This is a genomic window from Paenarthrobacter sp. YAF11_1 (assembly GCF_052113445.1).
Lineage (GTDB): Bacteria > Actinomycetota > Actinomycetes > Actinomycetales > Micrococcaceae > Arthrobacter.
The window spans coordinates 1-18,290 of the sequence record NZ_JBFRDF010000002.1; the positions used below are offsets into that span (position 1 = coordinate 1).

Genomic DNA, 18,290 nt, shown 5'->3' on the forward strand with positions numbered 1-18,290 from the left:
GTGGCGAAGATTTCGTGGCGAAGATTTCGAGGTGGTGCAGTCCGTGGCGGCGTCGGCGGCGCAGGAACACGCCTTGGAGTTGGCGGAGGACTTCTTCGGAAGGTTCGGGGCCGTCGTGGTCGATGAGGTCGGTCCAGCGTTTGGCCATTTTGGTGACGAAGTCCGGGTCGGTTTCGATCGCGGTGGTGGTCAGGGCGTGTTCCATCCGGCCCAGGGTATCCTCGTCGGTGAGGTTCCGGACTTTGTCCAGGGCGGTGCTGATGATCGTCGCGGACCGGGAGGGCACCAGCGCGGAACCAACCGCTTGTGCCAGTATGTCGCGGCGGGCCGGGATCTCCTGCCCGGCGATCCCTGTCTGGGGGAGGACCTCGGGGGCGAGCGCGAGCCTGCGTTTGGCCTCGCCGATGCCGATCCTCAACCGTGCCCGCAAGAACTCGGCCGCGTTCCGGTACCCGTCATCCAAAACACTGGCCTTGGCCGCGGAAGCCCAACTTGCTGATTCTGTTCCCGGCGCGGAACCATTCCCGTGGTCGGAACTATCCCCATGGACGGAATCATCGCCACCCACAGAAGGGGTGGGGCGTGCTTCACCATCGGTCGCCGCAGCAGTAGTAGTTCCCGTCCTGCACTGAGGCGCCTCGCCCTGCGAAGCTGCTGCCGTGTCGGTTCCAAGCTGCGGTGCTGTCCAGCCTGTCCGCCATTCCGGCGCTGCTGCCGAGGACCCCGGACCGGCCTGTAGTGCTTCGGTCCGGGCCCGTTCCACCGCGCGGGCAGCAACAATCTGCAGGTACTCCAGTACCCGTGAGACGTCCTCGACCCTGCCGGCAAAATCCGCCGCCTCAACAAACCCAAACAGGGAACTCTCGCCGGCGGCGGACAGGCGTGCAGTGTCCAGAAGTGCCGCGCTGTGGGTAAGAAGCGCCTTCAGGTCCCGCCCGCCAGCTGCGCTGGGGTCAGGACGCAGGGTGTCGGAACGTTTGTCTGGCTGAGCTGGCCTGGGGTCATGGCCGGTCCGGGGATCCCGCCGTGGCTCAGGGATCGATCCCGTATTTTGGGCCGGAACGTCCGCCGGGGCCGGGCCGTTGAGCGAGGAAGCCCGGGCGGACTTGGACTTGCCCTTGAGCAGCCCAGCGCCGTGAAATGGGATGGTGATGGTGACGGGCGCCGTCGAATCCTTGAACCCGCCCCTCAGCAAGTCCGGCATCCTCAAGAAGCGCCGTGACCGGACGGCGGACAGGGCAGCGACAGCAGGGGACCATTCCCCCTTCAGTGCTGTCAACTGCCCTTGATCTTCCATAAAAACATCATGTCAGGGGGGTCTGACATTATTAGCCCGTCGATGTACCACGTGCTTTCGGCGTCAGGTGAGAGCGTTCGAACGACATCAGCCGATGTGGTGATTCACCAGAGGCTACAGACCAGGCAGCAACCATGCGGGTTCGGGCCGGTGGACGCCGCGGGGCCTGTATCCCAGTGCCTCGGCGCTGCCCAAGAGGTCGGCGAGGTACCAAATGATGGCAAGCCACATCTCCGTTCCCTGGAGTGTTGGGAGATGGTGGGCTCCGCTCTCCTCAGCAACGCTGAAGGCCATTCCTTGGGCCGGATGCCACTGGCCCAAGGCCTGCTTCAGCTGGCTCGCGGCCCAGTTGCTGATCTCCGCCCGGCGATGAGAGGTCTGTTTGGACGCCAGCCACAAGGGGTGCGCGACGTCCAGGACATTGCAGGCGTTCTGCCGCCCAGGTGAGAAGAAGCGTGGATCCGAGGAGTGCTCAAGGACAGTGTCCACGAGGCGTTCAACGTGGGGGACCGGCACCCCGAACTGCGCAAAAGTGCCACGCGTCAGACGGTAGTACCCGTTGACTAACTTCAGTCGGGTGTCTGATGTGGGTGTACCCCACGTTCCGGCCGTTGGGTTGGCGTGCGTCAGCAGCCAACCGAACAGCGCCTCCAGCGACCCCAAGGAATTGGGATGATTCTGTGAAAGGTTCCAGTAAGCGGCAGTGCCCCACGCGTCCACCCAAGCACCCGATCCCCAGGCTTCCTTTCGCCACGGCAGGGCATCCAAGGAAGAAATCAGCGTCGCCGGATCCATGTCGGCGATGGAGTGCACCGGATGGCGGAACCGGCTCCCCAGGAGGTCCAGGGCATAGCCCACCGCGAGGACGTGATAGGTGGCTGGTCCCTCGCCAAAGGCGAGCGGATCACTGATGTCGGAGCCAAACTCCGGCACCAGCCCGGTTGTCGGATCCTGGAGTGTCTGCAGCCGTTCGATGTGATCCTCCCGTGTGAGCTGCGGTGGGACGGAGCCCAGCAGGAGGTCGGCGATTTCAATGGCATCGCAGTGCGCCCTGACGGACGGCGAAGTCTCAGGACGGTCCACATAATGGCCGCCGTCGGCAGAGGTCCAACACCTTGAAAGAATCATCGGAGCATCGGTGCGTGCCGCATCGGCGAACGCCCCCAACTCTGCCAACAAGCCGCCGTCGGCCGCGGTCCCTTCCGCAAACGTTTCGGTCTGGCCGCCGGACGTCGCAGTCCGGTCCCCAGACCTTGCGCCATCCCTCCTGTCGCGGATGCTGCGGGCGGGGTTTCCGCCCACGATGGACCATTCGGGCACGTCCTTGGTGACCACCGAGCCTGCGGCCAGAACTGCATGCGGGCCGACGGTGACTCCGTCAAGGACCACCACGTTGGACCCGATCCAGACGTCGTCTCCGATGCGGATGCCTTTGCTGGTCAACGGCTGCTTGAAGACGGGTTCGGCGGGATCCATGGAGTGGTTGAATCCGAGGATGGACGTGTGGGCGCCGATCCTCACGCCGTCGCCCATGGTGATGTTGCCCCGGACCACAGTGAAAGCGTTGACAGAGCAGTCGTCGCCGATGGTGACGGTACCCGTGACGTAGGCGTGGGCGGCAATGAAGGAGTCGGCCCCAATGGACAGCGCATCGGGGTCGATACTGGCCAAGGGAGACAGGAAAGCCCGCTCACCTATGGTGACGCCATCCCGTTCGGCGAAGCCTTTCTGGTATTCGTGCTGCGCCTCGCGCTCCGCCTCGGCGGCAGCACTCCAAAACGGCCAAGGGGAGTAGTCAAAGTTCAGGTGGTGCTGGGGATTCACGTCGTAGACTCCGCGGTAACAGAAGAGGGAAAGCGCTTCCCCCTCATTATTCGTGGCCGACTCACCCCGGTCAATGCGTCAAACGCAATCAATCAAGGTCGATCACTCCGGGTAGCCATACTCCTCATCGCTGACCAACTCGCCCCACGTTGTCTCCGAGCCATCGGTGGCGCCCGCGGTTTCCCACATGGCCAAATGACTCATGAAGTGATCCGGGGCCGCGCCGTGCCAGTGCCACTCGCCGGGCGGCGTGTAGATGGTCTGGCCCTGCTTGACCACCTGAACCTCACCTCCGCGCGCCTGCACCAGGCAGACGCCGTCCGTGACATGCAGTGTTTGCCCCGCAGCGTGATTGTGCCACGCAGTCCGCGAACACGGCGCGAACCGGACGATGTTCACCCGTAATTGCGATGGCGCTTCGCCCTTGGCGATGACGTCAAAGTAGACGTCGCCCGTGAAGAGCTCTGCCGGCCCTTTGGTGCTGGTGGACTTGGGAGAAATATCCATGATTCCTTTGCGTAGGTGTTACTGGTGGTGACGGAGAGGCTCTGGGTCCGAGGCCGGCACAGGAGTCGTCGCAGCCCAGCTTGCGAGCAATTGAAGGGCGTCCGCAGTGCCCGTCCCGGGCTCGGCGTTGTAGACGGTCAAGGTAAGACCGGCATCAGCGGACAAGTCCAAGGCCTCGTAGATCAGGTGCAAGTCACCGACTATCCGGTGCCGGAAGTGTTTCTTGCCGGTGAAATGCTGGCGGACGTTGTGGGATGCCCAACGGACCCGGAATTCCTCGCTGCGGGTGGACAGTTCACCCACCAGGTCGCTGAGCCCACGGTCGTAGGGATCACGGCCGGCCTCCGTGCGCATGATGGCCACGGTGTCGTTGGCGGCACGCTCCCAGTCCGTATAGAAATCGTGGCTGCGGGCATCAAGGAAGAGGAAGCGCGCATGGTTGGGCGGTCCGGATGGGCTGTCGTAAATGTCCGAGTACAGAGCCCGACCCAGGGCGTTCGTGGCCAGAAGGTCCAACCTGCCGTTGCGGATGAAAGCCGGCGAGCCGGTGATCGCATCCAGCGTGAGTTGGACTCCCGGCCGGATGGCGTGCTTCCGGACAGGTCGACGCCGGGACTTGCCGCCGTCGCTTGCCGCGCGGGCGAGGTCGTATAGATGGGCGCGTTCGGCGTCGTCCAGCTGCAGGGCGTTGGCGAGCGACTCCAGTACGCTCTCGGAGACTCCTGCGAGGTTTCCGCGTTCCAGGCGGGTGTAATACTCAACACTCACGCCGGCCAGCATGGCCACTTCGCCGCGTCGAAGTCCCGGGACCCGACGGTTGCCGCCATAGGCTGCCAATCCCGCTTGTTCCGGGGTGATTTTCGCCCTCCGGGTGGAAAGAAAGTCACGCGTCTCTGTCCGGTTGTCCATGCTTTCAACGGTATGGCTTTTGTCCGGCTAAGGGAGTCCCTGTCATTACCCCTAACAGCAGTAACTCCTTACGCCCAGGGAAACAGGGTTAGATGGAAATATCCACCAACGTTCACAACGCAGGAGAAACATGCCTACCGCTAACGCTTACGCTGCCCCCTCGGCTACGGGCGACCTGACCCTGACCACCATCGAACGTCGCGAGGTCGGTCCGAACGACGTCCACATTGACATCAAGTTCGCCGGCATCTGCCATTCCGATATCCACACTGTCCGCGGTGATTGGGGACCGCAGCAGTATCCATTGGCCCCCGGACATGAAATCGCCGGCATCGTCACCGAGGTTGGCTCCGATGTGACCAAGCACAAGGTGGGAGACCGCGTTGGCGTCGGCTGCATGGTCAACTCGTGCAAGGAGTGCAGGAACTGCCTGGCCGGAGAAGAACAGTACTGCCTCAAGGGAAACGTGGGCACCTACGGTGCCGTTGACCGCGACGGCACCATCACCCAGGGCGGATACTCCAGCCATGTGGTGGTGAACGAGGACTTCGTCGTCACCATTCCGGAGGGTCTGGAACTCGACGTCGCTGCTCCGCTGCTCTGCGCAGGCATCACCACCTACTCGCCCCTGCACCACTGGGGCGCCGGTCCCGGCAAGAAGGTCGCCGTCGTTGGGCTTGGCGGACTCGGCCACATGGCCGTCAAGATCGCCCATGCCATGGGCGCTGAGGTCACGGTCCTGTCGCAGTCGCTGAAGAAGATGGAGGACGGGCTCAAGCTCGGCGCGGACCACTACTACGCCACCAGCGATCCCACCACGTTCGAGCAGCTCGGCGGCACCTTCGATCTCATCATCAACACGGTCAGCGCCTCGATCGACATCAGCGCCTACCTCCAGTTGCTGACGCTCGACGGAAGCCTGGTTAACGTTGGCGCCCCGGCAGAACCCTTGCCGGTTAACGTCTTCTCCTTGATCATGGGTCGTCGCCGGTTCGCCGGCTCAGCGATCGGCGGCATCCGCGAAACGCAGGAAATGCTGAACTTCTGCGCAGAACACGGCCTCGGTGCCGAAATCGAGGTCATCCCGGCCAGCAAGATCAACGAAGCCTACGAGCGCGTGCTCGCCTCCGACGTCCGCTACCGCTTTGTCATCGACGCTTCCACCATCGGCTAGAAACACAGCACCAGAGGAAGGCCACGCCCGGTTCACGCCGGCGTGGCCTTTCCCGTACCGCCCAGCAGGGACAATGGTCTGGTGACTTTCAGACTGGACACCATCGGTAAGGGGCTGGTCTTTGCTGAATCCCTGGCCGACCTGACCGCAGCGCTGGAACGCCAGGGCGACGGCGGGGCGGCAGTCGTCCAGGCGCCGCCCGGCACCGGCAAGACCACACTCGTGCCTCCGCTGCTGGCCAACCTGCTGGCCGAACGGCAGCTGCCCTCCGAACGGAAAGCCGGCCAGCCACGTATCGTCGTCACCCAACCACGGCGAGTTGCCGCCCGATCCGCTGCCCGCAGGCTGGCGTCACTGGACGGCAGCCGTTTGGGCAGCAGAGTGGGTTACACCGTGCGCGGGGAGAGCAAGACCGGCAGGGACACGGTGGTGGAATTCGTCACGCCCGGCATTCTCCTCCGCCGGCTCCTGGGCGATCCCGGCCTGGAGGACGTTCATGCTGTGGTCCTGGATGAGGTGCACGAGCGCGGGCTCGAAACCGATCTGCTGATTGGCATGCTTGCCGAGGTCCGTGAGCTCCGTGGCGACCTGACGTTGATCGCAATGTCGGCAACCCTCGACGCCCCGCGTTTTGCAGCCTTATTGGAGCAGAGCGGGACAGCCCACGACGACGGCGGCCCGGCTCCCGTGGTTGACTGCCCTTCCGCGCTGCACCCACTGGAGGTTCAGTGGGCCCCCTCCGGTGAGCACCGCCTTAACAATCGGGGAGTGGCCCGCACGTTCCTGGACCACGTGGCCCGTGCCGCCGCGACCGCCCACGGACAGGCGTTGGCCACCAACCCAGATGTTGATGCGTTGGTTTTTCTGCCGGGCGCCCGTGAAGTGTCCGACGTCGCACATCGCCTTCGCGCCCAGGTTCCCCGGAACGTGGAGGTACTTGAGCTGCACGGCCAGATCGGCCCCGATGCCCAGGATCGGGCGGTTTCGGGCCGGGCGCCCGGCGGTCCGCCACGGATCATTGTGTCGACGTCGCTCGCTGAGTCATCCCTCACCGTTCCCGGTGTGCGGCTCGTCATTGATTCGGGGTTGGCCAGGGAACCGCGCAGGGATTCAGGGCGTGGAATGTCAGGCCTGGTGACCGTCTCATGCTCGCGGGCGTCGGCCGACCAGCGTGCCGGACGCGCGGCACGACAAGGACCAGGCGCAGTGGTCCGCTGCTACGACCACCAGGCTTTCGCAGCAGCCCCGGCCCACCAAACACCTGAGATTTCGGTAGCCGACCTCACTGGAGCCGCGCTGGTCCTCGCATGCTGGGGTGCGCCGGGAGGCCTCGGCTTGCAACTGCCTGACGCTCCACCTTCCGGAGCCATGGACGAGGCTGTGGAAGTCCTCCGGGAATTAGGTGCAGTGGCCGGGGACGGATCCGTCACAACGTTGGGCAAGGCACTGGCACGCATTCCGGCCGATCCCCGCCTTGCCCGCGCCTTGCTGGATGGAGCTGCACTGGTCGGTACGCGGGCAGCGGCGGAAACGGTAGCACTCGTTGCCGGTGACCAGCGCGCACCCGGTGCAGACCTCACCGCCTTCCTGACGTCGCTGAGGTCCGGTTCCGATCCCGCCGCACGCCGTTTCGCGGAGGAGGCGAAGCGGATGGAGTCGATGGCCCGCCAGGAGGCGTCCGGCGTCGCGCCTTCACAACCACCAGGGGACGTTACAGCCAAGGAAGCGCCCGGGTTTGTGGTGGCGTTGGCTTTCCCGGACCGCGTGGCGCGTCGCGTCCCTGGCGATGGATCCACATATCTGTTGTCCTCCGGGACCCGGGCCGGGCTTCCCGCCGGAAGTCCATTGTCCGGGCATGAGTGGCTGGCCGTATCGGAAGTGTCGCGGGCACAGGGCCGCGACGCTGCTGGAACGGGTGCGGTGATCCGCTCAGCGGCGCCGTTGTCCGCGGAACTTGCCGAAGCTGCTGCCCCGGATCTTATGGTCACCAAGGTGCAGGCGAAGTTTGACCACGGGAAGGTGACCGCCCGCTTGGAACGTCGGTTGGGATCGATCGTCCTGTCCTCCACGCCTGTGCGGCCCAACGCTGAAGCCGGACGCCATGCGGTGGGTGAAGCTCTGGCAAAAACAGGGTTGTCCATGATCGGTTGGTCAACAGCAGCCGATGCCCTGCGGAGGCGGCTCGCCTTGCTGCACCATGAGCTCGGCGCGCCATGGCCCGACGTCCGCGAAGCCAGCCTGCTGGCCCGGCTGGAGGACTGGTTGGCCCCGGAGCTGGAACAGATGGCCACCGGGACGCCCGCTAAGTCGATCAATCTGGCGGAGCCCTTGCGTCGGCTGCTGCCGTGGCCGGAAGCATCCCGCCTGGACAGCCTGGCTCCCGAGCGTCTGCAGGTTCCCAGCGGCTCGCGGGTCAGGATCGATTATCCGGAAGTGTCGGAGAAAGGACCGGAAGAGCACGACGGCGGCAGGCCGGTTGTGGCGGTCAAACTCCAGGAATGCTTCGGCTGGGATCGCACGCCACTGCTCGTCGATGGCCGGGTCCCTGTGCTGTTCCACCTGTTGTCTCCGGCAGGAAGGCCATTGGCCGTCACGGATGATCTCGCCTCCTTCTGGTCCGGCCCCTACTCCCAGGTCCGGGCCGAGATGCGTGGTCGCTATCCCAAGCATCCCTGGCCCGAAGACCCGTGGACTGCGCTGGCCACCGCCAGGACGAAGAACAGAATGCAGTCCGGCCCCTCCAGCTAGGCGAGCCGCTCCAGCATGAACTGGATCTCACCGTCCACGAATGTTCCCAGAACCTTGCTGGCAGCCAACTCGTCGGGGTGGGTGGTCAGGGGATCCAGCTCGAAAGCCGTGAAGTCTGCCCGTTTGCCCACCGAGATGGAACCGGAGACATCCCAGAGGCCTGCCGCTTTTGCTGCATGGGAGGTGTAGCCCTCCAGTGCTTGGTATGCGGTGAGACCTTGCGCCGGCACGATGGGCTCTTGTTCGGGATGTCCGGAGCGCCGACGCAACTGCGCATCAGCGATGATGGGAAGGGGCTCAAACGGAGCGATCGGCCAGTCCGAGCCAATGCCCAAAGTCACTCCCGCCTCACGGAGGTCCCTGCAGCGCCAGGCCCGGTCTGCCCTCTCGGCGCCCAACCGGGTGGACCAGTTGTCGCTGTGGTCTGCCGCTGAATAGTGGGTGCAGTGCGTCGGCTGCATACTTGCCACCACACCCGCAGTCCTGAAACGCTCCAGGAGTGTGTCCGGAACTGTCTCGATGTGTTCAATGCGGTGGACGGTCCGGCAAAGGACATCAGCCGGTACTGTACCGGGCAACGACTCCAGAGCATTCAACACATGTTCCACACCCGCATCACCGATCGCGTGCGTCGCCGTCGGGATGCCCCGGGAGGCGAAGTAGCGAACGGCCGCCGAGTATTCTTCCGGCCGTGGCCAGAACGGTGCAGTTGATTGGCCGTAGGCGTCGGGTTCATAAAGCCAGGCGGTTCCGTTGTCCACGGTTCCATCGACGAACAGTTTGATGGCCTCAACGGACCACCGTCGACCACCGGTTCCCACGGTGCGGGCAAGCTCCTTCCACTCGGATTCATCGGTGCCGGGCATGCACCACGGGGCGCTCCGAAGGCGCAGCGGCAGCTCGCCGTCGATCTCCAGGGCCCGGAAGAGGCGGGCGGATTCGTCGCTGTGGTCCATGATGTGGCCGCCGGTCAGTCCTGATCGGGCAAAGTCCTCCAGCAGGGCCGCGAGCCTGGCCTTCCGTTCGTCGAACGTTTCCTGGGGGATATGCCGTTGGATAAGTTCCATGGCGGCTGCTTCGAGGAGGAGCCCGGTGGGAACGCCATCGGCATCGCAAACCACCTCGGAAGCCTGCTCGAATTCGTACCTGCCCCGGACGCCTGCCAGGTCCAGTGCCCGGCTGTTGGCAAGGGCTGAATGACCGTCGAACAACCGGATCAGCGCGGGCTTGTCGCCGCTGACAGCATCCAGAACGCCCCGGTGCAACGGAACTGCGCCAAAGGCGTTGGGGTTCAGTCCCCAGCCACGCAACCAGCCGCCGTCGTTCTCTGACTCCGACTGGAGCAGGACGCGGACTTCCTCCAGGGTGGCAGCACTGGAAAGGTCGACGCCGATTGTCAGGTCCAGTCCGAACACCGGATGGATGTGGCAATCCACCAGGCCCGGGGTCAGCGTCGCGTTGCCAAGCTCTACCACGCGGGTGCCGTTGTGCGCCCAGTCCTGCGCTTCAGCCCGGCTTCCGACGGCGGTAATCACCCCATCGCGGACGGCTACAGCCTGGTGGGAATCGCCCAGGTGACCGTCCATGGTGTGGATGGTGTCGGCGAGGACTATGAGGTCAGGATTCATGTTTTTCGAAGCTTCCAATCCGTGCAAAAACGTCGGGGCGGGTGGTGCGCAGGCGGCGTGCAATCAGCAGGCCTGCCAGGAAAACAAGGGGTGCCACCAGAAGGAGGATGGTGTTGGTGAGGGCATCGGCAAAGGTGAGGAGTTCGATGTTGATGGCGATCAACGCCACCACTCCGAACAGGAGGACGGCCGAGGCCACGCTGACCGGCAGGAGAAGACGGTTGGTGACGGCAGCCGGATGACGGCGGAGATAGATGAACGCGGCCACGGACACCAGACCCTGCAAGGCGACGATCCCGACGATCCCCGGAGTGTTCACCCAGATCAGCAGCTGCTTGTACGGGTCGGCGCCGGCGATCGCGCAAATGATGATGACGACGGCGGCCAGAATGGTCTGGATCTGCCCGGCGCGGTGCGGGGACTTGTAGGTGGTGTGGGTCCTGCCGAGGAACGCGGGAAGGACGCCGTCCTTGGCGAGCATGTAGACATAGCGGTTGATGGCGTTGTGGAAGGCCAGTTGTGAAGCATAGACACTGGTGACGATCAGCACGTACATCACCACCTCGGCCCACGGCCCCACGTACTGGTTGATGGTGGCGAAGAACATTCCGTCGGCCAGTTCACCGGCAGCGGTGATTACGTTCCCGTCGCCGAAGGCCTGAATGACTGTCCAGACGATAAAGGCGTAAAACACGGACATGAAACCGACGGCGATGTAGGTTGCGCGCGGGACGGACTTGTCCGGGTTCCGGGCCTCACGCCGGTACAGCACGGTGGATTCGAAGCCCATGAATGCCGCGAAGCAAATAGCAAGGATGGCCAGGACGCCCGGTGTGAATGCGTGCTCAGGGGAGAACGAGGCGAAACTGATGCCGGTAGCTCCGCCCCGGGCAAGGATCGCTACGCCCATGATCGCCAGGATGGCGGTTTCGGCGATGAGCAGGACTCCGAGGACCTTCGCGCCGACGTCAATGCCGCGGAATCCGAGAAGCCAGACGGCTGCGATGGCCACCAACGCCACAACAGGCCATGGCACGTCCACGCCAAAGAGCGTGCGGAGCATGGCCTGGGTCTGGACTGCGAACAATCCATAGACGCCGATTTGCAGGCAGTTGTAGGACACGATCGCCAGTACGGCCGCAGCCAGGCCCACTGTCCTGCCCATGGCCAGGCTGATGTAGGTATAGAAACCGCCTGCGGCTTTGACGTGTTTGGTCATGGCCATGAAGGAGATGGCGAAAACCAGCAGGACGGCCCCGGCAATGACGTATCCCATGGGGGCGCCAATGCCCCCGATGCCGATGGCCACAGGGGCTACGCCGGCCATCACTGTCAGGGGGGCTGCCGCGGAGATCACCAGGAAGGCGATGCCGCCGGTGCCGATGGCATTCCGTTTGAGCCCATTTCCAGCATCTGCTGCTGGAGGTCGGGTTTCGAGGTCAGACATGGGGATCCTCAGGAGTGTTGGGGGAAGGAGTGCCGATCATTAAGCGAAAGGCTTTCGTTTAGCGTAGGGCCTAGTGATCCGGAGCACAATACCCGGACGCAAAGTTCTGGTTAGAGTCGTAACAACAACCTTGAATGGAGACACCCGTATGGCACGCCCGTTGGTCCCGCTGATATCAATCGATGCACTCGTCACGGCCGCCCTTGAGTTGGTGGACGAGGCTGGGGACTTCAGCCTGCCCAAACTGGCCAAGCGGATCGGCGTCAGCCAGTCCTCCATCTACAACCATGTGAGCGGACGGGAGGAAATCCTTGAGCTGATGCGGGGCCGGATCATCGGCGAGAGTCCCTACGTCCTGGAGGACGAGGAGGACTGGGAGGCGTCGCTTCGCGCCATTGTCCGGAGTTATCGCGATGCCTTCGCCCGACATCCGAAACTCGCACCCCTGCTGGTGCTCCAAACAGTTCAAGACGACCAGGTGATGGCACTCTACGAGAACCTTGCGGTGGCCCTTCACGCCGCAGGTTTCCGGGGCCGGGACGTGATGTCAGCGATTTCCACCATTGACAGCTTCGCCCTGGGTTTCGCCTTGGACCTGGCAGCGCCGGATGTCGTCTGGGCTCCACCTGCGCAGGGGTACCCGGCCCTGACCGATGCCTTGGCGCAAGCTGGACCTGCTGGGGAGCGTGGCGAGGCCGCTTTCGACTTCGGCCTCGAGATACTCATCGCCGGGCTGCATTCCCGTCTTCAGTCAACAGTGCTGTGAGGATGTCAGTTCAGGGAATCCGGAAGGCGCAATGACCCTCTTTCAAACCTGGTGGGACGCGGTGGTCCGCGGTTTCACCGAAATGCACACCACTGCGGTGCCACTGCCTGCCTTGCTGGGTATCCTTGCGTGTGCCGTTGTCCTGAGCATCCCTCGTGTCACCTGGCGCTGGTTCGGCCTCTACGTCACATTCGTCCACGAGCTCGGCCACGCTTATGCGGCGCTCATGACAGGGCGCTTTGTGCACGGGCTCCGGATAGGGCTCGACCATTCGGGACGTCTTGTCAGCAGTGGCCGGAGTGCTTTTGGGGCGGCCTGGTCCGGATTTTGGGGTTACCCGGCACCAGCGGTGGTTGGCCTGGGGCTGATCGCCGCGTTTGCTGCGGGCCGTTCCGGTGCTGCCATGTCCATCGGGGCCTTGATCCTGCTGGTATCACTCATTTTCCTGAGGAACATCACCGGGATTCTCGTGGCCGTGGTGAGCGCTGCGGTCGCCCAGCTCCTGATCCTGTTCGCTGCGCCCACGACGGTGAACTACGTGGTGCTCGCCCTTGGTGTCGCCCTGTCGGTGGGAGGTGTCCGCGACCTCTTCAAACTGGCCGGTGTGCACACCAGCCGCCGGGACCGGATTGCAGACTCCGACGCCTTCATCCTGGGCCGCACCACAGGCCTCCCGGCCTTCGTGTGGTTGACGGGTTTTACTGTGGTGATCGCGGGATGCGCGGCAGCGTCGGCCTTGTTGCTGTGGGGGATGCTCGCCCCGTAGTTCGCCAGTTCCGCACGCTGCCAAGGGCCCGACGGCGGCCGGCCGGTTTTGCTGGCTGCCAGCCCTTGCCCTGTGGTCACCTCAGGGTGTCCAATCCTGTTAACGTTCGAGCGGAATGTGCTCGGACTCCGTGCCGGGATTCAACACCAGGAGGTGCCCATGTCCGCGAAGGGCACACGCGAAACGCCAAGGGGAACCGGCCCCGGCATGCCTGAAGCCCGCCGGGGTGACAACGGGGCGGGCCTGGCAGCACGGGACCCCTCCCGAATCCGAAATGTAGCGCTCGTGGGGCATTCAGGAGCCGGCAAGTCGATGCTGGTGGAGGCGCTGCTGGCCGCAACCGGAGCCATCACCCGGATGGGATCCATCAGCGAAGGCTCCACCGTCAGCGATTCCGATCCGTCGGCGATCCACCAACAACGCTCAGTGGCCATGTCTGTCGCGCCCATTCTGGTAGGTGAAATCAAGGTCAACCTGATCGACACCCCGGGCTACACCGACTTCACCGGCGAATTGCGCGCTGGTCTCAGGGCCGCCGATGCGGCCCTTTTTGTTGTTTCGTGCGTCGACGGTATTGACGCTGCCACCATTGCCCTGTGGGGCGAATGCGAGAAAGTCCGCATGCCTCGGGCGGTGGTGCTCAGCAAACTGGACCATCCGCGCGGCGACTTCAGTGCCGCCGTCGTGCGGTGCCAGGAGGCTTTCGGTGAGTCGGTGCTCCCGTTGTACATTCCTCAGGTGGGCAATACCGGCCTTGTCGGCATCCTCAACGGCCCCGCTGAGGGGGATTCGGCATCGGTAACGGATGCCGAGGAGGCGCGGGGCCCCTTGATCGAAGGGATCATTGCCGAGAGCGAAGACGAAACACTCATGGACCGGTATCTTGGTGGCGAGGAGTTGCCACTGGCAGACCTCGTAAGGGACCTGGAAACCGCCGTGGCCCGGGGAAGCTTCTTCCCGGTCATTCCGGCGTCGGCGGATACCGGTGTGGGCCTTCCGGAGCTCATGGCCTTGCTGACCGATGCCTTGCCATCGCCCATGGAGCGCATCAACCCCGCGGTGATGAAACTGGACGGTTCGTCAATGAAACCGTTGGAGTGTGATCCTGCGGGGCGTCTCGCCGCCGAAGTGGTCCGGACCACCGTGGATCCCTTTCTTGGCCGCGTGTGCCTGGTCCGTGTGTTCTCGGGGACGTTGCGGGAGGATTCCTCGATCCACGTGGGCGGCAGGGGATTGGCGGACAGGGGCCATGAGGACCACGACGCCGACGAACGCGTCACCCACCTCTATTCGCCGGTGGGCTCCAGCTTGAAGGCCGTTCCGCAGTGTATTGCCGGGGACATCTGCGCCATCAGCAAGCTTGCCAGTACCGAGACCGGAGACACTGTGTCCGACAGAGAAGCGCCGCTGCTGATCGAGACGTGGAACATGCCCGAGCCACTGATGCCCATTGCCATCGAGGGTGCTTCACGGAGTGATGAAGACGCGCTGGCCAAGAGCATCGGGAAGGTGGCGGCCGCCGATCCGACGCTGCGATTGGAACGCAACCAGGACACCCACCAGCTCATCCTCTGGTGCATGGGAGAAGCCCACGCGGAGGTTGTTTTGGACAGGTTGCGCAGCCAAGGCGTCAAACTGCAGACCGTGGACGTCATCACTCCGCTCAGGGAGACCTTCGCAGGCCAAGCCGCGGGCCACGGACGGCACGTCAAGCAATCCGGCGGCCATGGGCAGTTTGCCATCTGCGACATCGAGGTGGAGCCCCTTGCCAGAGGTGAAGGTTTCGCCTTCACCGACAAAATTGTGGGTGGAGCGATCCCGGCAACGTTCGTTACCAGCGTGGAGAAGGGCGTCCGTTCCCAGATGCTCAAGGGCGTATCCGCAGGATTCCCGGTGGTGGATATCAAAGTGACGTTGGTGGGCGGAAAGACCCACAGTGTTGACTCCTCGGATGCGGCCTTCCAGGCAGCTGGAGCGCTGGCCCTCCGTGAAGCTGCGGCGGCCGCCAAAATCCAGCTGCTGGAACCTGTCTCGTCGGTTGTTGTCAGCGTCCCTGACGAGTACGTGGGTGCCGTGATGGGTGATCTTTCGGGACGGCGCGGCCGGGTCACCGGCACTACCGCGACCGACGCCGAGGGAACGGACATCAGCGCTGAAGTGCCGGACCAGGAACTTCTGCGCTACGCCATCGAACTGCGCGCCCTCACGGCCGGTACTGGCCGTTTTCGCCGTTCTTACCTGCGCCACGAGCCCCTGCCAAAGTAGAGCCGGGGGACATCCTTAGGAGTTTGCCCTCAGGAACGCAGCCACCGCGGGCGCCAATGAAGCCCCGGTCTGCTCCGCCCCACGTTTGACGCCCTTGACCGCGAACGAATGGTCGCCTCCCTCGCTCCACTGAAGCGTCGCCGTCGGGCCTATCTTTTCCACCACGGCCTCCAAGAGTTCCGGTGTTGCGAAGGCATCCCGCGTTCCTTGGAGGAAGAGCATGGGCGCCGTGACGCCGTAGAGGTGTTCGTCGCGCAGCTTCCCAGGTTTGCCGGGCGCGTGCAGCGGGTAGCCGAGGTACACCAATCCGCTGGCAGTCATGCCTTCAGCTACTGCCATGGACGCCATTCGCCCGCCGAAGGACTTGCCCGAAGCCCAGAGGGGCTCACCATCGCTGAGTTCAGCGGCCTTGTCCATGACCGCACGCCAAGTGGCGATGGCCAAAGGCGGGCGGTCGGGGAATCGCCGGCCGGCCTCGCGATAGGGAAAATTGAAGCGCAGGGTGGCCACGCCTTCGTCCGCCATCGCCCCAGCGAAACCTTGGAGGAACGGGTGTTCCATTCCAGCTCCGGCGCCATGCGCCACCACCAACGTGGCAAACGGGCTGTCCGGCCTGATGTGGAGGGCGGAAATGTCGGATTCACCGACCGTGATGGTGACAGGTGTTTCAGTATTTGGCATGCATCCATCATTGCCCACCGCAGCAAAATCGAAGTGGGTGCTGACGTACGAGCCCTTTACGGGGTAGCTTGTGCCCATGGCAAGCGAAGCAACCACTGTCACTGTTCCTGGTCCCGATGGCCCCCGGGAGGTCCGGATTTCCAGTCCAAGCCGGGTGATGTGGCCCGAGGCGGGACTGACCAAACTGGACCTCGCCAACTATCTCATCGACGTCGGAGAGGCGTTTGTGGCCGCCAACGGAAGCCGGCCCGTCAGCCTTCAGCGCTACTCGGGCAACATTGAGGGCGAGATGTTCTTCTCCAAGAATCCGCCCAAGGGCGCACCGGAGTACGTCCGTTCAGTCCCGGTGACCTATCCCAGTGCCCGGTCGCATCCGCAGCTGGTCATCGACGAGCCTGCCGCGGCCGTGTGGGCGGCACAGATGAATACGGTGGTGTTCCATCCTTGGGCGTCGCGGGCCGGCGATCCCGATAACCCGGATCAACTGAGGATAGACCTCGATCCCCAGCCGGGCACCGACTTCGACGACGCCATCCCCGCCGCGCAAGAGCTCCGGTCCGTTCTGGAAGAAGCCGGATTGACGGCGTTCATCAAGACATCCGGCAACCGGGGACTCCATGTCTACGCACCCATCCACCCCAAGCATGAATTCCTCGATGTACGCCATGCCGTGATTGCCGCAGGACGCGAATTGGAGCGCCGTCAGCCGGACAAGGTCACTACAGCGTGGTGGAAGGAGGAACGCGGGAGGCGGATCTTCGTGGACTTCAACCAGGCAAACCGGGACCGAACCATCGCCGGCGCTTACAGCCCCCGCGCCGTGCCCACGGCGCAGGTGTCCTGCCCGCTGACGTGGGATGAACTGGAGAGCTCCGATCCCGCGAAGTACACCATCACCACAGTCCCGGACCGTCTGGCGAAGACCGGCGACCCCTGGGCGTCCATGCACGATCACCCCGGTGATATTGACGTGCTGCTCCAATGGTGGGAGCGGGACGTCAAGAACGGCCAGGGCGAGATGCCTTTCCCGCCCGAATTCCCCAAGATGCCGGGTGAACCCATGCGCGTGCAGCCCAGCCGGGCCCGCAAGCCCGAGGAGTAAACCGGGAGTCTGCGTGCCGCGACGTCAAGGTCAGGGGTTAACGAGCCTCGCACTTGCGTGCGGTTTGTTTCTGTGTGGATGCACCGGCACACCTAGCCCCCTGCCGCCCCTGCCCACCACGCCGGCACTGCCTCCGGTGACGGCAACGGTGGCACCCACGACGACGGCCCCTCCTTTGGTGCCGACGGTCACCGGAACACCAACTGCGCTGCCCACGGACACCGCCACATCTTCGCCGGCCTTTCAGGAGCTCCGGGCCACCTTGGAGCTCTTCTCCCGGGAGAAGCTGGAGGAGGGCGCCTCAGCGGTGCTCATCAAGGCCAAAGTTGGCCGGCAGGAGTGGATCAGCGCAGCAGGAGTGAGGAGCCGGGAAGCGCGCACGGCCGTCCAGCCCGGCGACAGTTTCCCTGTGGGTGGGCAGCTCCGGTCCATGGTGGCTGTGTCCATCCTCAAGCTCGCCGAAGAGGGCCTGTTGACGTTGGACGACGCCGTCACCACCTACCTGCCGGGTTCCCTTGCTGCGGGCAACCCACTCACCATCGGCCAACTCCTGGGAACCACCGCGGATCTCCCGGACGTGACGTCTACCCAGGCCGATGCCTTGCTGGGACGGGTGGTGGAGCAGCTCCGTGGTTCTCCGCTGGAGGCTGTCCTGCGGGCCGACATCCTGACGCCCCTGGACCTCGGGGCCACCGGGCTGCTGGCCCCCGGCTCCACCGTGCCGGATGACCTCGTCCACGGCTATATCCAGGTGAGCGGGGAAACGGTGGACGTGACGTTTCCCTCGGCGCCACCAGGGGTTGCACCAGGAGGCCTGGTGTCCAGCGTCGGGGACATCATTACCTTTCAGGACGCCTTGCTGAGGGGACGGTTGCTGGCGCCGGCAAGCCTCATCACCATGAAGGGCACGGTGTTCGCCGAGTACGGCCTTGGCCTGGACCATTGGGACGACCGCTGCACCAACGGCTCCTACTATGGCCATGCCGGAGATGTTCCAGGCTACGGAAGTGTTGCCCTCAGCAGCGCCGACGGCAACCGCCAGCTGGCCATTTTCGTGGCCTATCCTCCGCAGCCTCTCGTGAGGCAACCGTCCGCGCTTTCCCTGGAGATGACGGGTGTTGCGCAGGTGGCCCTGAACTCAGGCTGCCGCTTCCAGTTCCGCTGAGCGTGCCTTCC

The 18,290-nt window shown here is 64.2% G+C and carries 14 protein-coding genes; 7 read left to right on the forward strand and 7 right to left on the reverse strand.

What is annotated here, in order from left to right; genetic code table 11:
* From AB4Y77_RS04100 to AB4Y77_RS04115, 4 genes are all read right to left on the reverse strand, one after another.
* A partial coding sequence (locus AB4Y77_RS04100) for a DUF222 domain-containing protein (protein ID WP_442013061.1) occupies positions 1-1,297 on the reverse strand: 1,297 nt, incomplete at its 3' end.
* A 114-nt stretch (positions 1,298-1,411) separates the two neighbouring features.
* Entirely contained in the window at positions 1,412-3,121 is a 1,710-nt protein-coding gene (locus AB4Y77_RS04105) for an acyltransferase (RefSeq protein WP_442013062.1), read from the reverse strand.
* Positions 3,122-3,223: 102 nt separating this feature from the next.
* Positions 3,224-3,628 carry a (R)-mandelonitrile lyase gene (locus tag AB4Y77_RS04110; protein ID WP_442013063.1) on the reverse strand — a complete coding sequence of 135 codons (405 nt, stop codon included), beginning with the start codon at positions 3,626-3,628 and terminating at the stop codon, positions 3,224-3,226.
* An 18-nt stretch (positions 3,629-3,646) separates the two neighbouring features.
* Positions 3,647-4,537, reverse strand: a complete 891-nt coding sequence (locus AB4Y77_RS04115) for a helix-turn-helix transcriptional regulator (RefSeq protein WP_442013064.1) — start codon at positions 4,535-4,537, stop codon at positions 3,647-3,649.
* Between the two features lie 130 nt (positions 4,538-4,667).
* Here AB4Y77_RS04115 and AB4Y77_RS04120 point away from each other — a divergent pair, with 130 nt between their 5' ends.
* Both AB4Y77_RS04120 and hrpB read left to right on the forward strand, forming a co-directional pair.
* Complete coding sequence (locus tag AB4Y77_RS04120) at positions 4,668-5,711, forward strand: NAD(P)-dependent alcohol dehydrogenase (protein ID WP_311213239.1); 1,044 nt, start codon at positions 4,668-4,670, stop codon at positions 5,709-5,711.
* 81 nt (positions 5,712-5,792) lie between these two features.
* Complete coding sequence (hrpB, locus tag AB4Y77_RS04125; protein WP_442013065.1) at positions 5,793-8,459, forward strand: ATP-dependent helicase HrpB; 2,667 nt, start codon at positions 5,793-5,795, stop codon at positions 8,457-8,459.
* Here hrpB and AB4Y77_RS04130 read toward each other — a convergent pair.
* Together AB4Y77_RS04130 and AB4Y77_RS04135 are read right to left on the reverse strand one after the other, a co-directional pair.
* Positions 8,456-10,087 carry an amidohydrolase gene (locus AB4Y77_RS04130; protein ID WP_311213241.1) on the reverse strand — a complete coding sequence of 544 codons (1,632 nt, stop codon included), beginning with the start codon at positions 10,085-10,087 and terminating at the stop codon, positions 8,456-8,458. The two genes, hrpB and AB4Y77_RS04130, sit on opposite strands and share 4 nt — an antisense overlap.
* Positions 10,077-11,534 carry an APC family permease gene (locus AB4Y77_RS04135; RefSeq protein WP_442013066.1) on the reverse strand — a complete coding sequence of 486 codons (1,458 nt, stop codon included), beginning with the start codon at positions 11,532-11,534 and terminating at the stop codon, positions 10,077-10,079. The genes AB4Y77_RS04130 and AB4Y77_RS04135 overlap by 11 nt, the downstream gene beginning before the upstream one ends.
* A gap of 148 nt (positions 11,535-11,682) precedes the next feature.
* Between AB4Y77_RS04135 and AB4Y77_RS04140 the strand changes: the two genes are divergently transcribed.
* The 3 genes from AB4Y77_RS04140 (at position 11,683) to AB4Y77_RS04150 (ending at position 15,331) form a co-directional block, all read left to right on the forward strand.
* Positions 11,683-12,300 carry a TetR/AcrR family transcriptional regulator C-terminal domain-containing protein gene (locus tag AB4Y77_RS04140; protein ID WP_311213243.1) on the forward strand — a complete coding sequence of 206 codons (618 nt, stop codon included), beginning with the start codon at positions 11,683-11,685 and terminating at the stop codon, positions 12,298-12,300.
* A 31-nt stretch (positions 12,301-12,331) separates the two neighbouring features.
* Positions 12,332-13,066 (forward strand): M50 family metallopeptidase, encoded by a 735-nt coding sequence (locus AB4Y77_RS04145; RefSeq protein ID WP_311213244.1) that lies wholly within the window; start codon positions 12,332-12,334, stop codon positions 13,064-13,066.
* Between the two features lie 159 nt (positions 13,067-13,225).
* Positions 13,226-15,331 (forward strand): elongation factor G-like protein EF-G2, encoded by a 2,106-nt coding sequence (locus tag AB4Y77_RS04150; RefSeq protein WP_442013067.1) that lies wholly within the window; start codon positions 13,226-13,228, stop codon positions 15,329-15,331.
* A 15-nt stretch (positions 15,332-15,346) separates the two neighbouring features.
* On the opposite strand, the gene AB4Y77_RS04155 is transcribed toward AB4Y77_RS04150, so the two are convergent.
* Positions 15,347-16,012: an alpha/beta hydrolase family protein gene (locus tag AB4Y77_RS04155; RefSeq protein ID WP_442013068.1), complete on the reverse strand. Its 666-nt coding sequence runs from the start codon at positions 16,010-16,012 to the stop codon at positions 15,347-15,349.
* Between the two features lie 76 nt (positions 16,013-16,088).
* Between AB4Y77_RS04155 and ligD the strand changes: the two genes are divergently transcribed.
* Positions 16,089-17,114, forward strand: coding sequence for a non-homologous end-joining DNA ligase (gene ligD, locus AB4Y77_RS04160; RefSeq protein ID WP_311213247.1), 1,026 nt, complete (start codon positions 16,089-16,091; stop codon positions 17,112-17,114).
* Between the two features lie 136 nt (positions 17,115-17,250).
* Positions 17,251-18,279 carry a serine hydrolase domain-containing protein gene (locus AB4Y77_RS04165; protein WP_442013069.1) on the forward strand — a complete coding sequence of 343 codons (1,029 nt, stop codon included), beginning with the start codon at positions 17,251-17,253 and terminating at the stop codon, positions 18,277-18,279.
* Positions 18,280-18,290 lie beyond the last annotated feature (11 nt).

Coding starts and splice junctions, on each gene's coding strand:
- AB4Y77_RS04110 (WP_442013063.1), bottom strand. CDS start 3,628: ATGGATATTTCTCCCAAGTCCACCAGCACCAAAGGGCCGGCAGAGCTC.
- AB4Y77_RS04115 (WP_442013064.1), bottom strand. CDS start 4,537: ATGGACAACCGGACAGAGACGCGTGACTTTCTTTCCACCCGGAGGGCG.
- AB4Y77_RS04120 (WP_311213239.1), top strand. CDS start 4,668: ATGCCTACCGCTAACGCTTACGCTGCCCCCTCGGCTACGGGCGACCTG.
- AB4Y77_RS04130 (WP_311213241.1), bottom strand. CDS start 10,087: ATGAATCCTGACCTCATAGTCCTCGCCGACACCATCCACACCATGGAC.
- AB4Y77_RS04135 (WP_442013066.1), bottom strand. CDS start 11,534: ATGTCTGACCTCGAAACCCGACCTCCAGCAGCAGATGCTGGAAATGGG.
- AB4Y77_RS04140 (WP_311213243.1), top strand. CDS start 11,683: ATGGCACGCCCGTTGGTCCCGCTGATATCAATCGATGCACTCGTCACG.
- AB4Y77_RS04145 (WP_311213244.1), top strand. CDS start 12,332: ATGACCCTCTTTCAAACCTGGTGGGACGCGGTGGTCCGCGGTTTCACC.
- AB4Y77_RS04150 (WP_442013067.1), top strand. CDS start 13,226: ATGTCCGCGAAGGGCACACGCGAAACGCCAAGGGGAACCGGCCCCGGC.
- AB4Y77_RS04155 (WP_442013068.1), bottom strand. CDS start 16,012: ATGCCAAATACTGAAACACCTGTCACCATCACGGTCGGTGAATCCGAC.
- ligD (WP_311213247.1), top strand. CDS start 16,089: ATGGCAAGCGAAGCAACCACTGTCACTGTTCCTGGTCCCGATGGCCCC.